Source organism: Ferrovibrio terrae (genome assembly GCF_943372915.1).
Taxonomy (GTDB): domain Bacteria; phylum Pseudomonadota; class Alphaproteobacteria; order Ferrovibrionales; family Ferrovibrionaceae; genus Ferrovibrio; species Ferrovibrio terrae_A.
In genome coordinates this window covers 29,122-43,302 of record NZ_CALSAN010000003.1, presented here as the reverse complement: position 1 = coordinate 43,302, position 14,181 = coordinate 29,122, and the positions used below count along the sequence as shown (strand labels likewise).

The following is a 14,181-nucleotide window of genomic DNA, read 5'->3' as shown; positions in this document are numbered from 1 at the left end:
GCGTCGCGACAGGTTTATTCCAGAGTGTGATTGTGATTTCCGTACAGAGTAGAGGGCAGTTCAGTGCCGAAGAACTCGGTTGATGTGCATGTTGGTAACCGTTTGAAGTTGCGCCGCACCATGGTCGGCATGAGTCAGGACCGCCTGGGCCAGATGGTTGGCCTGACCTTCCAGCAAATCCAGAAATACGAAAAAGGCGCCAACCGCATCGGCGCCAGCCGGCTGTACCAGTTCGCCACGCTGCTGAGCGTGCCGCCGGCCTATTTCTTCGAGGGTCTGGAAGGCCAGCCGGTGACCAGCCGGGATGGCCGCCAGCTGGCCGCTGCCGTGCCGGCCGACAGCCCCACGGCGTCATTCACGCGGGAAGATGTAGAATTGCTGAGGGCCTTCCACGGCCTGGGGCAGCAGGCCCTGCGGCGCCGGATCATCGACCTGGTCTGGGCCATGAATGACGGTCCGAATGCTGATTTGGTCGCCCCGCCGGCCGAAGATGACGCCGCGTAACCGGGTCGGGCTCGATTCGATCACGCCATTCCGCTTGACCCCTGCCCCTAGCTCTGCGAAATAACCGGACTTTCGCGTTTTCCCAATCCCGGCGTGCGCCAAGCGACCGGTGCGGGGATACGCAGGCTTCGGGCCGGTTGGCGCGGTCGTGAGGAGATAAAAACGTGGCGCGTTCTTCTTATCTGTTTACCAGTGAATCGGTTTCCGAAGGTCATCCGGACAAGGTCTGTGACCAGATTTCTGACGGTGTGCTGGATCTCTTCCTCAAGGAAGACCCCTATGCCCGCGTCGCCTGCGAAACCCTGGCGACCACCAACCGCGTCGTCATTGCCGGCGAAGTGCGCGGCCCCAAGAGCCTGGTGTCGAAGTCGGGTGCGGTGAACAAGAAGAAGATCGAAGAGGTGGCGCGCGCCACCATCAAGAAGATCGGCTACGAGCAGAAGGGCTTCCACTGGAAGACCGCCAAGATCGACGTGCTGCTGCATGGCCAGTCGGCTGATATCGCCGTTGGTGTCGATGCCGCCGGCAACAAGGACGAAGGCGCCGGCGACCAGGGCATCATGTTCGGTTACGCCACCAACGAAACGCCGGAACTGATGCCGGCGCCGCTGCAACTGTCGCAGAACATCCTGTCGGCGCTCGCCGCCGTCCGCCACAGCGGCAAGGAGCCGCTGCTCGGCCCCGATGCGAAGAGCCAGGTCACCCTGCTGTACAAGAACGGCAAGCCGACCGGCGCCACCGCCATCGTTGTCTCGACCCAGCATGCCGCCAAGGACAAGAAGGGCCGCGAGCTTGAGTCGGGCGACATCAAGCGCATCGTGAAGCCCTATGTGCAGAAGGTGATGCCGAAGGGCTGGATGTGCGATGACGAGCATTTCTACGTCAATCCGACCGGTCGTTTCGTGATCGGCGGTCCGGACGGCGATTGCGGCCTCACCGGCCGCAAGATCATCGTCGACACTTACGGCGGCGCGGCCCCGCATGGCGGCGGCGCTTTCTCGGGCAAGGATCCGACCAAGGTTGACCGTTCGGCCGCCTATGTCTCGCGCTATCTGGCGAAGAACGTGGTGGCTGCCGGTCTGGCCGACAAGTGCCTGATCCAGCTGTCCTACGCCATCGGCGTCGCCTATCCGCTGTCGGTCTATGTCGACACCTTCGGCACCGGCAAGGCTGACGAGAACAAGATCTCCAAGATCCTGCAGGAGCTGGTGAAGCTCAGCCCGCGCGGCATCCGCGAGCATCTGAAGCTCAATCGCCCGATCTACGCCCGCACCGCCGCTTACGGCCATTTCGGCCGCAAGCCGGAAAAGGACGGGGGCTTCTCCTGGGAGAAGACCGACCTGGTCAAGGATCTGAAGTCGGCCTTCAACGTCCGCTAAGGACGTCTACGAGGTTTCGTGACCGACGAGTCTGATGATGCGGCCGCGCCACGACGTCTGATTTTTGGACGTCGGCGCGGCCGTAAACTTTCGCCCACCCGCGAAAGCACGTTTGGTGACTGGCTGCCGCGCCTCAGCATCACGTTGCCCGCGCCGGGCGTCACGCTCGATCCCGCATCGCTGTTTGCAAAACCGATGAAGGCCTACTGGGTCGAGGTCGGCTTCGGCGATGGCGGCCATCTGTTTGCGCTGGCCGCGCAGCATCCTGAGATCGGTTTCCTCGGCGTCGAGCCCTACGAACACGGCGTCGCCAAGCTGGTGATGCGGGTTGCTGAAAAGGTGGAAGCCGGAGGCGCCGACAACATCCGCATTCTCACCGACGATGCGCGGCTGTTGCTCAAGGCGTTGCCCGACGCATCCGTGCAGCGCGGCTTCACGCTGTTTCCCGATCCCTGGCCGAAGAAGCGTCATCAGTGGCGCCGCATCGTGAATACCGACACCCTGGCCGATTGGGCCCGGCTGATCGCGCCGGATGACGAGCTGCGGGTTGCCACCGATGTGCCGGATTACCAGCGCTGGATGCTGCGCCATATCCTAGCGGAACCACGCTTTGACTGGCAGGCAGAAACCAGCGCCGACTGGCTGCAGCGCCCGGCCGACTGGCCGCCGAGCAAATACGAGCAAAAGGCCATCGCCGCCGGCCGCACCCCGCATTACTATCGGCTGCGCCGGATTTGACTCGCAGAACGAGGCCGTGATGCCCTTCCGCCTGCTGGCAGCCGCCTTCATGGCGGCATTGCTTGCCACCCTGGGGCTGTTGTTTGCCCGGGTGGCCACGACTCCGGTGGCCGAATTGAGCGTCGCCGAGGGTGATTTTCTGCTGTTCCGCCATGTGGCGCTTGGGTTTTTTGGCGGTTTAGTCCTGCAAATCGTGTTTCTCTACAAGCAGCCTGGCATTCATCGCGGTCTGGGCTGGGGCGTGGCCGGCTATTTCGTGCTGACCCTGATGCCCTGGCTGGTGCTGTCCGATGCCGTGCCGGGCCAGGTCTCGCCCGGCCAGCCGCTGCTCTGGCTTTTCGTCGTGGCGGTCAGTGCCGCCGGCCTGTGGCTGCTGTGGTGGCCGCACACCGGCAAACCGCCCCGGCTGCGCCGTCTGGGTGGGCTGGCCCTGCTGTTGCTGCCCCTGCTGGCCGGCACCATCGATGGCCCGGCCGATGGCGGGGCAATGGGGGGTGATCCCGGAGATGCTGCGGACCCAGACTTTGGGGTCTGGCGCGGCCTGGCCCTCAATCTGCTGTTCTGGCTGCTGCTCGGGGTGTTTTCGGTGCTTTCGGCCCGCCGGGTGGTCCAGCGCCCGGCCGGTGAAACCGGCGCCGGTGCGGGGCCGGATCGGCCTTGATCCGGCCGCCCGAAATGGGGTCAAAAGCCTTGCATTGGCTGAATTTGCCGCTATAACAGCGTCCGACATTGCTGGCCTGGTCCATGGTCGGATCGGGAAGAGGACATGGGCCGGCTGGCCCATTTTTTGTTTCTGCCGGGCAGAACCGTCCGGCAGTGTCCCGGGCCGGCCTGTCCACAGATATCGGCAAGAGTGTTCTAGAGGATAAAAGCGCACGCATGGATGCGGCGAACCGTATTGCAGAGTTGATTGCCCCCACGCTCGAAGCGATGGGCTTTCAGCTTGTGCGCGTCAAGCTGATGGGCACCGAACGTCCGGTGCTGCAGATCATGTTCGAGCGCGACACCGGTGGCGCGCCCCATGACGGCGGCATCACGGTGGATGATTGCGCCGAGGTCAGCCGGGCGGTGAGCGCGGTGCTCGATGTGGAAGATCCGATCAGCGGCGCCTATCGGCTTGAGGTGTCCTCGCCGGGCCTGGATCGGCCGCTGACCAAGCCGGCGGATTTCGAACGCTTCAAGGGATTTGCCGCCAAGGTTGAGCTGGGCCGCCCGCATGAAGGCCGCAAGCGCTTTCAGGGCCGCCTGGGTGGCCTGGCCGGCGATGCTGTTGTGCTGCGTGACGAGACGAAGGGCGACGAGACCCGTCTGCCGGTCGCCGAAATCGCCAGCGCCAAACTGATTGTCACCGACGACCTGATTACCGCGAGCCTCGCGGGACGCAGTGCGGCGGTGAACTAGAGTCTTTACCGGTAACGAGTTTCGAGGAACAGGAACAATGGAAACGGTAACCAGTTTCAACCGGCTTGAGCTGCTGCAGGTGGCCGATGCCGTGGCCCGTGAAAAGGCAATCGAGCGCGATGTCGTGCTGATGGCCATGGAAGATGCGATCCAGAAGGCGGCGCGTTCGCGCTATGGCCTGGAAAATGACATCCATGCCGAAATCGACCGCAAGAGCGGCGAAATCCGCCTCGAGCGCCATCTCGCCGTGGTCGACAAGATCGAGAACGATGCCATCGAGATCGGCATCACGGAAGCGCAGCGCCGCAATCCCGATGCCCAGGTGGGCGATGTGATCGCCGAGCCGCTGCCGCCGATCGATTTCGGCCGTATCGCAGCCCAGACCGCCAAGCAGGTGATCGTGCAGAAGGTGCGCGAAGCCGAGCGTGAGCGCCAGTATATCGAATACAAGGACCGCATCGGCGAGATCGTGAATGGTCTGGTCAAGCGCGTGGAATACGGCAACGTCACCATCGACCTGGGCCGCGCCGAAGCGATCCTGCGTCGCGACGAGCTGCTGCCGCGCGAAACCTTCCGCCAGGGCGACCGTGCGCGCGCCTATATCTACGACGTGCGCCGCGAGCCGCGTGGCCCGCAGATTTTCCTGTCGCGTTCGCATCCGCAGTTCATGTCGAAGCTGTTTGCCCAGGAAGTGCCGGAAGTCTATGACGGCATCATCGAGATCCGCGCCGTGGCGCGCGATCCGGGCAGCCGCGCCAAGATCGCCGTGCTCTCCAACGACAACTCGATCGATCCGGTCGGCGCCTGCGTCGGCATGCGCGGCAGCCGCGTGCAGGCCGTGGTGAACGAACTGCAGGGCGAAAAGATCGACATCATCAAGTGGTCGCCCGATCCGGCCACCTTCATCGTCAATGCGCTGGCCCCGGCCGAAGTGGCCAAGGTGGTGCTGGACGAGGAAGCCAATGCCGTTGAAGTGGTGGTGCCGACCGACCAGCTATCGCTGGCCATCGGCCGTCGCGGCCAGAATGTGCGTCTGGCCTCGCAGCTGACCGGCTATGACATCGACATCCTGACCGAGGAAGAAGAGAGCGAGCGCCGCCAGAAGGAATTCCGCGAGCGCAGCCAGCTGTTCATCGACTCGCTGGATGTCGACGAGACCCTGGCCCAGCTGCTGGTCACCGAAGGCTTCACCAAGGTCGAGGAACTCGCCTATCTGCCGGTCGAAGAACTGGCCGAGATCGAAGGCTTCGATGGCGATATCGCCAACGAGCTGCATGAGCGCGCGCTGGAATTCATCGAGAAGCGCAACACCGAGTTTGAAGAAAAGCGCAAGGCGCTGGGTGTGACCGACGAGATCGCGGGCATCGAAGGCATCACGCCGGCCATGCTGGTCGCGCTGGGCGAGAAGGGCGTGAAGACGCTCGACGACCTCGGCGACCTGGCGGGCGACGAACTGCAGGAGATCGTCGGCGAAGGGCTTTCCAATGACGATGCGAACGCCATCATCATGGCGGCGCGCCAGCATTGGTTCGAGGGCGAAGAAGGCGGCCAGGCGTAAGCCGGCGGCTGCCGAAAGAGTATCGCGCGCCATGCCGCAGCGGCGTTGCCTGCTGACCGGCCAGCGCGCGGAGGCCGAAACCCTGCTGCGGTTCGCCATCGTGACGATGGCAGCCGGACAGGGCGAGGCGGTGGAGCCGGATCCGGCCCATCTGTTTCCGGGACGCGGGCTGTGGCTCGCACCGGCACCGGATGCGGTGGCGATGGCGGTGGCCAAGGGAATGTTTGCCCGGGCCGCCAAACGCAAGTTGCAGGTACCGGCTGATCTGCCGGCCCGCAGCCTTGCAGCCTGGACGGCCCATGCGGCCGGGCAGGTGACGAAAGCCCGGCGTGCTGGGCTGGTACTGGCCGATGCGGCCGCAGACGGGGATGGCGAAACACCGCTGTCCTGCGATGCGGCGGCACTCGGCCTCGGGTCGCTGGTGCTGAAAAGCGCTCCGCTGACCCGGCGTGCTGCGGCCGATCTGGCCCTGCTCGCCCGGCTGTTGCCGGTGTCGCAGGACATCGGACGTTGACGGGTCGGGTGGGGGGTGCCATGAGGCTGGGCGCGCCACAGGTTAAGGCCCGGGCGTGAAACCGGGAGTAAGCATCGGTGCCGTCGGCACCATGCATGTAGTTTTAGGCGGTAGGCGGAAGCGGACTGTATGAGCGACGTGAACGAGCAGGACAAGGACAAGGCGGCAGCAAAGCCCAAGCGGCTTGAGCTGAAAAAGACCGTTGAGACCGGCCAGGTGCGCCAGAGCTTCAGCCATGGGCGCACCAAGGCGGTGACGGTCGAGGTGCGCAAGAAGCGCACCATTGTGCCGCCGGGTTCGAAGCCTGCTGCCGAAGCGCCGGCTGCCGCCGCGCCCGCCGCTGCGCCGGCGCCGGCCGCTGCTGCCCGCACGCCTGCACCCAGTGTGCATGTACCCTCGCGCGCCGAGATCCTTGCCGAGCATGATGCTGCCCAGGCAGCCAAGGCTGCCGAGGAGGCCGCCCACGCGGCTGCCGAGACTGCTGCCAAGCCGGCCCCCGCACCGGTTGCTGCGGCTCCTGCCGCTGCTCCGGCCGAGCCCAAGCCGGCTGCGGCGCCACCGACCAACCGTATTGTCGAGCCGCGCAGCGGCCCGCGCATGACCGCGCAGCCGACCGGCGATGTGCGTCCCACCAGTGGCCGCGACCGCGTCGCGTCCGAGCGGGCCACCACGGCCCAGCAGCGGGCGCAACAGCGCACCAGCGGCATGGTGCTCAAGCCGATGTCGGATGAGGAGAAGCAGGCCCGCAACCGCGATGCCGATCTCCGCAATCGCGTAGGCGAGATGCGTCGCGTTGCCGAAGAGGGCATGCGCCGCCGCATGGACGACCAGTCCAAGATTCATGCCGAACGCGAAGCCGCGCTGCGCCGTCAGGCCGACGAGGATGCCCGCAAGAAGGCCGAGGACGAGACCCGCAAGAAGGCCGAGGCCGAAGCGGCCCGCCGCCTGAACAATCCCGAGCAGGCTGCGACCACGACCGGTAGTGCAGCGGCGCCGGGTGCGGCACCGACCGGCGTGCGCCCGGTCCTGGATGACGAAGATGAAGGCGGTGCCAAGCGCCGCGGCGGCCCGGGTGCCAAGGTCACGCCGGCCAAGCCGACGACGCTGCGCCCCAGCCGCGATACCGGCGAACGCCGCACCGGCAAGCTGAGTGTCACCAAGGCCCTGGACGACAACGAGCGCGTGCGCTCGGTGGCATCCTTCCGCCGCCGTATCGAGCGCGAGAAGCGCTCGCATCACCAGGATTCTGCCGAGCAGCAGAAGGTTCTGCGCGACGTGATCGTGCCGGAAACCATCACCGTTCAGGAACTGGCCAACCGTATGGCCGAGCGTGGTGTCGACGTCGTCAAGGCGCTGATGAAGATGGGCGTGATGGCGACCATCAACCAGACCATCGATGCCGATACCGCCGAGCTGATCGTTGGTGAATTCGGCCATCGCGTACAGCGCGTGGCGGAGTCTGATATCGAAGTGGGCCTGGGTGGCGAGAAGGACGAGGATGCGGTGATGCTGCCGCGTTCGCCGGTCGTCACCGTCATGGGTCACGTCGACCACGGCAAGACCTCGCTGCTCGACGCGCTGCGCCTGACCGATGTGGTCAGCGGCGAAGCTGGCGGCATCACCCAGCATATCGGCGCGTACCAGGTGCGGATGAAGTCGGGCAAGGCGATCACCTTCCTCGACACGCCTGGCCACGAAGCCTTCACCCAGATGCGCGCCCGCGGCGCCAAGGTCACCGATATCGTTGTGCTGGTGGTTGCCGCCGACGACAGCGTGATGCCGCAGACCGTGGAAGCCATCCATCATGCCAAGGCGGCCGGCGTGCCGATCGTCATCGCCATCAACAAGTGCGACAAGCCGGCTGCCAATCCGCAGAAGGTGCGGCAGGAACTGCTGCAGCATGAGATCGTCGTGGAACAGATGGGCGGCGAAGTGCAGTCCATCGAGGTGTCGGCCAAGACCAAGATGGGTCTGGACGCGCTGGAAGAAGCCATCCTGCTGCAGGCTGAAATTCTCGATCTCAAGGCCAATCCCGACCGCAAGGCCGAGGGTGTGGTGGTGGAAGCCAAGCTCGAGCGTGGCCGCGGTTCGGTCGCTACCGTGCTGGTGGCCCGCGGTACCCTGCATGTCGGCGATGTCTTCGTCGCCGGCAGTGCCTGGGGCCGTGTGCGCGCCCTGATCGACGATCATGGCAAGAATGTTGTTTCGGCCGGCCCGGCCGTGCCGGTCGAGGTGCTCGGCCTGCAGGGCAACCCGGAAGCCGGCGACGAATTTGTCGTCGTCGAGAACGAGGCGCGCGCCCGCGAGGTTGCCGAGTTCCGCGAGCGCAAGCAGCGCGAAGCCCGCTCCGCCATTTCGGCGCGTGGTTCGCTCGAGCAGATGTTCTCCAAGATCCAGGCTGGCGAAGCCAAGGAACTGCCGATCGTCATCAAGACCGACGTGCAGGGCTCGCTGGAGGCGATCCAGGCCGCCGTCAACAAGCTGGGCACCGAGGAAGTGGTTGTCCGCTTCCTGCACGGCGCCATCGGCGGCATCAACGAATCCGACGTTTCGCTGGCGGGTGCCTCGAAGGGCGCCATCATCGGCTTCAACGTGCGCGCCTCCAAGCAGGCGCGTGAGCTGGCCGAGCGTGAAGGCGTCGATATCCGCTACTACTCGATCATCTACAACCTGATCGACGACCTGAAGGCACTGCTCTCGGGCATGCTGGCACCGTCCATCCGCGAAAACTTCCTCGGCTATGCCGAAATTCGCGAGGTGTTCAACATCACCAAGGTCGGCAAGGTCGCCGGTTGCATGGTCACCGAAGGCTTGGTCAAGCGTGGCGCCAAGGTGCGCCTGCTGCGCGACAACGTGGTGATCCACGAAGGTGCGCTGTCCACCCTCAAGCGCTTCAAGGACGAAGCGCGCGAGGTCAAGCAGGGCATGGATTGCGGTATGTCGTTCGAGAATTACAACGACATCCAGGTCGGCGATATGATCGAGTGTTTCGAACTCGAGAGCGTGGCGCGCGCGCTGTAAGGCCGCGCGTCCACCTCTGTTTCGGGAAGAACCTGTCATGGCGCAGCGCAAGCGCAGCAGTGGTAAATCTGGCCGCGATGAGTTGCCCGGCGGTCGCAGCCAGCGCCAGCTGCGCGTTGGCGAGGAGTTGCGACACATCCTGTCCGATGTGCTGCGCAACGGTCATTTCCGCGACCCCGATCTGGCCGATCTCGTCGTCACCGTGACTGAAGTGCGCGTCAGCCCCGATCTGAAGGCGGCCACGGCTTTCGTGATGCCGCTGGCCGGCAAGGACGCACCGAAGATCATTGCCGGACTCAATCGCGCCACCTCCTATATCCGCATGGAGGCCGTGAAGCAGATTGATCTGCGCGTGGCGCCGCAATTCTCCTTCAAGCTCGACCACAGCTTCGACGAAGCGGCCCGGGTGACCAAGCTGCTGCAGCAGCCCGCCGTGCGGGCCGATCTGACCAAAGACCCCGAGTCCGAGGAATGAAGCGGCGCTGCCTATGAAGAAGCGTGGCCGCCCGGTCCATGGCTGGGTGATCGTCGACAAGCCGCTCGGCCTCACCTCGACGCAATGCCTGGCCAAGGTGCGCCGGCTCACCGATGCGGCCAAGGCCGGCCATGGCGGTACGCTCGACCCCCTCGCCACTGGCATCCTGCCGATTGCGCTGGGCGAGGCCACCAAGACGGTCAACTGGGTCATGGGTGCAGGCAAGACCTACCGCTTCACTGTGCGCTGGGGAGAAGGCACCGAAACCGACGATGCCGAGGGGCCGGTCACGCAGCGCTCCGATATCCGGCCCGACCGGGCCGCCATCGAGACCATGCTGCCGAAATTCACCGGCGAGATCATGCAGCGCCCGCCGGCCTATTCGGCCATCAAGGTGGATGGCCAGCGGTCCTACGACCTGGCCAGGAAGGGCGATGTCCAGGACCTGGCCGCCCGGCCGATCCGCATCGATGCCCTGCGCCTGATCGACTGTCCGGACCCGGACCATGCCATTTTCGAGGTGGATTGCGGCAAGGGCGCCTATGTGCGTGCGCTGGGCCGGGATTTTGCTTTATTTTTAGGGACTTATGGCCATATCACGGCCCTGCGGCGCACCCGGGTCGGGCGCTATGGGGAAACCGCGGCCTTTTCGCTGGATTCACTGGAGGAACTGTGCCAAAAGGACGCCGCGCACGCGTATCTGCTGCCGATTGAAACCGCGCTGGACGACATCCCGGCCCTGGTTCTGACCGGCCCGCAGGCCGACCGTCTCAAACACGGTCAGCCGATCAAGATCGCGCTCACGGCCCCCGGGCTCCCGCCTGAAGGAGAATTGCTGGTGACCGCCGATGGAAAGCCCGTCGGCATCGCCGAGCGGCTCGCTGACGAAGTCAGGCCGGTGCGTTTGTTCAACCTTTGATGTCGCGGAGTTAGACCATGACCATTACCGCCGAGCGCAAGACCGCGCTGGTTGCCGAATATGCCACCAAGAAGGGCGACACCGGTTCGCCGGAAGTCCAGGTGGCGGTGCTCACCGAGCGCATCAACAACCTCACCGACCATTTCAAGACCCACAAGAAGGACGTGCATTCGCGTCGCGGTCTGCTGATGATGGTGAGCAAGCGTCGCAGCCTGCTCGACTATCTGAAGAAGATCGACATGCCGCGCTACGACGCCCTGATCCAGCGTCTGGGTCTCCGCAAGTAACGATTATGGCCGCTGCCGCGAACACGATCGCCAGCAGCCGTATTCCGGACATGATGACACACGCCCGCTCCCGGACCGCCGGGGCGGGCGTTGTTGTTTCATCGTAGTTCGGAAATTGGCCGGCGGCATCGGGATGGACTCGATGCGCCGGTTTGCCGCGTGCGACTGAACACAGTTGTACCGGCCGGGCGGGAGGCGATGGGCGCCGTCCCGCCGGGTGCCTAGGTCAGGGACAGTCCGAAGGACCAAGGGCGCCGAGGAAGGAAGAAAGACTATGTTCAATATCCATAAGACCGAACTGATGTGGGGCGGCCGCAAGCTCACCATCGAGACCGGCAAGATCGCCCGCCAGGCCGACGGCGCCGTGATGGTGACCTATGGCGACACCATCGTGCTGTGCACGGCCGTGGCCGCGAAGACCCCGAAGCCGGGCGTGGACTTTTTCCCGCTCACCGTGAACTACCAGGAAAAGACTTTTGCCGCCGGCAAAATTCCCGGTGGCTTCTTCAAGCGTGAAGGCCGCCCGAGCGAGAAGGAAACCCTGACCTCGCGTCTGATCGATCGTCCGATCCGCCCGCTGTTCGCCGATGGTTTCCGCAACGAGACCCAGGTGGTCGCCACCGTGCTGTCGCATGACATGGAGAACGATCCCGATATCGTCGCCATGGTCGGCGCCTCGGCCGCGCTCACCATCTCGGGCATTCCCTTCATGGGCCCGATCGGTGCCGCCCGCGTCGCCTATATCAACGGCGAATACGTGCTGAACCCGACCAAGACCCAGCTGGGTGAAGCGGGCAACAAGCTGGATCTCGTCGTCGCCGGCACTGCCGACGCCGTGCTGATGGTGGAATCCGAAGCCCAGCAGCTGCCGGAAGACGTCATGCTCGGTGCCGTGATGTTCGGTCACAAGGGCTTCCAGCCGGTGATCGAAGCCATCATCGGCCTGGCCGAACGTGCGGCCAAGGATGCCATGCCGCTGCAGGCTCGCACCGGTTATGAGACCGCCTTCAAGAAACTGCAGGATTCGGGTATCGAAGCCGAACTGCGCGTCGCCTATGAAGAGAAGGTCAAGCAGGCCCGCTACGCCAAGGTCGGCGAAGTGAAGGCCAAGGCCAAGGCGCTGTTCGCTGAGGGCGAAGCCAACCCGGTCGACGTTTCGGATGCCTTCAAGCATCTCGAGGCCCAGGTCGTGCGCTTCAATATCCTCGACACAGGCCTGCGCATCGACGGCCGCGACACCAAGACCGTGCGTCCGATCGTGTCGGAAGTCGGCGTGCTGCCGCGCGCCCATGGCGCCGCCCTGTTCACCCGTGGCGAAACCCAGGCGCTGGTGGTCACCACGCTGGGCACCGGCACCGATGAGCAGATCATCGACGCGCTGGACGGTGAATACCGCGAAGCCTTCATGCTGCATTACAACTTCCCTCCCTACTCGGTCGGTGAAGCCGGCCGCATGGGCTCGCCGGGTCGCCGCGAAATCGGCCATGGCAAGCTGGCCTGGCGCGCCGTGCGTCCGCTGCTGCCGGCGAAGGAAGCCTTCCCCTACACGATCCGCGTCGTTTCGGAGATCACCGAGTCGAACGGTTCCTCCTCGATGGCCACCGTCTGCGGCACCTCGCTGGCGCTGATGGATGCCGGCGTGCCGCTGACCGCTCCGGTCGCCGGTATCGCCATGGGCCTGATCCTGGAAGGCAAGCGCTTTGCCGTGCTGAGCGACATCCTCGGCGACGAGGATCATCTCGGCGACATGGACTTCAAGGTGGCCGGCACCGACGAGGGCATCACCGCCCTGCAGATGGACATCAAGATCGCCGGCATCACCGAAGAGATCATGAAGGTGGCGCTGGAGCAGGCCAAGGCCGGTCGCGTCCATATCCTGGGCGAGATGGCCAAGGCGATGTCGCAGAACCGCAGCGGCGTGAAGGAAAACGCCCCGCGCATCACCACCATCACCGTGCCGAAGGACAAGATCCGTGAAGTGATCGGCTCGGGCGGCAAGGTGATCCGCGAGATCGTCGAGAAGACCGGCACCAAGATCGACATCGAGGATGATGGCACGATCAAGATTGCCTCGTCCGATCCGGCCGCCTCGGATGCCGCGATCCAGTGGATCAAGTCGATCGTCTCGGAACCCGAGGTCGGCATGATCTACAAGGGCAAGATCGTCAAGCTGGTCGATTTCGGCGCCTTCGTGAACTTCTTCGGCAGCCGCGACGGCCTCGTGCATGTCTCGGAAATGGCGCCCAAGCGCATCAACAAGCCGAGCGATGTGGTCTCGGAAGGCCAGGAAGTGCGCGTCAAGGTGCTCGGCATCGACGAGCGCGGCAAGGTGCGCCTGTCCATGAAGGTGGTCGACCAGGCCACCGGCGAAGACCTGTCGAACAAGCCGAAGACCGACGAAGCCATTCAGGCCGAGTAAGCCTTCGGGCAGACCGAATGTGAAAGGCCGGGAGCGATCCCGGCCTTTTTTCGTTATGATGCCAGGTCTGGTCTTGGTTTAGAAAATATTAAGCGCCGCACGGCAAGCTGGATGGGTATGCGTCGCCACCGGCGCAGGAGATACATTTTGCAATTTTCCGGACTGACCGACCTGCCGTTTGAACCCTATTTTGTCACCGGTGCGCCGCGCACCGGCACTTCGGTTCTGCATGCGCTGATCTGCACCGACGATGCGGTGAACGACTACATCAATGAATGCAGCTATTTCACGGCGCTTTTGCAGCCGTTCATGGTCGGCTGGAAGACTTTCGACGATCACACCAAGGCCTATTTCGGGGACAGCCGCCAGCGCTTTATCGATTACCACGGCCAATTGATCCGCGGCGTGCTGCATGACACCTGGGAACAACTGGGAAAACCGAAAAAGCTGGTACTGAAGGATCCGGTGCTGAGTCGCAGCATGCATCTTTCAGCACAGTTGGTGCCGACATCGAAATATATCATCACTATTCGCGATCCGCGCGATGTGATGGCGTCCCGCGTGGTGGTGATGCGCAAGACCGATGCGAATGCCGTTATCGGTGATCGCGATATCGAGAAGATCTGCAAAGAATTCAACGCGTCCTACACTGCCCTGATCAATATGGGCGACATCTTTGCCGGCCGCGCCCTGCTGGTTCCCTATGAGGCGCTGGCGCAAAGCGGCAATATGAAGTCGATCGAGGATTTCATGGGCATTGCCGTCCGGAAGGATCGGGTGTGGCAGTCGGAGTTGACGGACGTGTCTCGTGCCGAGGGCAATGCCTGGAACACCGAACAATATGGCAAGCCGCTGAATGCGGACTCGGTCGGCAATTACAGGAAGCTGCTGGACGAGGCGCAGGTGGCGCTGGTGGAAAAGCTCTGTGCCCCGCAGATGCAGGCGCTTGGTGTGCCGCTGGTCTAG

At 64.1% G+C, this 14,181-nt stretch carries 13 protein-coding genes; all 13 read left to right on the top strand.

From position 1 onward, the window contains the following. Window positions 1–63: 63 nt before the first annotated feature. A complete protein-coding gene (locus tag AAG821_RS02920; RefSeq protein WP_341910340.1) occupies window positions 64–504 on the top strand; it encodes a helix-turn-helix domain-containing protein in 441 nt (146 codons plus the stop codon). Between the two features lie 164 nt (window positions 505–668). Beyond that, window positions 669–1,883, top strand: a complete 1,215-nt coding sequence (gene metK, locus AAG821_RS02915) for a methionine adenosyltransferase (protein ID WP_341910341.1) — start codon at window positions 669–671, stop codon at window positions 1,881–1,883. A gap of 18 nt (window positions 1,884–1,901) precedes the next feature. After that, on the top strand, window positions 1,902–2,621 hold the full coding sequence (locus AAG821_RS02910; protein WP_341910342.1) for a tRNA (guanine(46)-N(7))-methyltransferase TrmB: 720 nt from the start codon (window positions 1,902–1,904) through the stop codon (window positions 2,619–2,621). Between the two features lie 19 nt (window positions 2,622–2,640). Continuing rightward, the gene (locus AAG821_RS02905) at window positions 2,641–3,282 is read left to right on the top strand and encodes a hypothetical protein (RefSeq protein WP_341910343.1); all 642 of its coding nucleotides are present in this window, start codon (window positions 2,641–2,643) and stop codon (window positions 3,280–3,282) included. Window positions 3,283–3,500: 218 nt separating this feature from the next. After that, on the top strand, window positions 3,501–4,022 hold the full coding sequence (gene rimP / locus AAG821_RS02900; protein WP_341910344.1) for a ribosome maturation factor RimP: 522 nt from the start codon (window positions 3,501–3,503) through the stop codon (window positions 4,020–4,022). Window positions 4,023–4,059: 37 nt separating this feature from the next. Next, the gene (gene nusA, locus AAG821_RS02895) at window positions 4,060–5,580 is read left to right on the top strand and encodes a transcription termination factor NusA (RefSeq protein ID WP_341910345.1); all 1,521 of its coding nucleotides are present in this window, start codon (window positions 4,060–4,062) and stop codon (window positions 5,578–5,580) included. Window positions 5,581–5,611: 31 nt separating this feature from the next. Continuing rightward, window positions 5,612–6,094 (top strand): DUF448 domain-containing protein, encoded by a 483-nt coding sequence (locus AAG821_RS02890; RefSeq protein ID WP_341910346.1) that lies wholly within the window; start codon window positions 5,612–5,614, stop codon window positions 6,092–6,094. A gap of 129 nt (window positions 6,095–6,223) precedes the next feature. Continuing rightward, on the top strand, window positions 6,224–9,115 hold the full coding sequence (gene infB / locus AAG821_RS02885) for a translation initiation factor IF-2 (RefSeq protein WP_341910347.1): 2,892 nt from the start codon (window positions 6,224–6,226) through the stop codon (window positions 9,113–9,115). Window positions 9,116–9,152: 37 nt separating this feature from the next. Then, window positions 9,153–9,590, top strand: a complete 438-nt coding sequence (gene rbfA, locus AAG821_RS02880) for a 30S ribosome-binding factor RbfA (RefSeq protein ID WP_341910348.1) — start codon at window positions 9,153–9,155, stop codon at window positions 9,588–9,590. 46 nt (window positions 9,591–9,636) lie between these two features. Further along, a complete protein-coding gene (truB, locus tag AAG821_RS02875) occupies window positions 9,637–10,509 on the top strand; it encodes a tRNA pseudouridine(55) synthase TruB (protein WP_341910349.1) in 873 nt (290 codons plus the stop codon). Window positions 10,510–10,526: 17 nt separating this feature from the next. Continuing rightward, window positions 10,527–10,796, top strand: coding sequence for a 30S ribosomal protein S15 (gene rpsO / locus AAG821_RS02870; protein WP_341894269.1), 270 nt, complete (start codon window positions 10,527–10,529; stop codon window positions 10,794–10,796). Window positions 10,797–11,070: 274 nt separating this feature from the next. Beyond that, on the top strand, window positions 11,071–13,215 hold the full coding sequence (pnp, locus tag AAG821_RS02865; protein WP_341910350.1) for a polyribonucleotide nucleotidyltransferase: 2,145 nt from the start codon (window positions 11,071–11,073) through the stop codon (window positions 13,213–13,215). A 147-nt stretch (window positions 13,216–13,362) separates the two neighbouring features. Continuing rightward, on the top strand, window positions 13,363–14,181 hold the full coding sequence (locus tag AAG821_RS02860; RefSeq protein WP_341910351.1) for a sulfotransferase: 819 nt from the start codon (window positions 13,363–13,365) through the stop codon (window positions 14,179–14,181).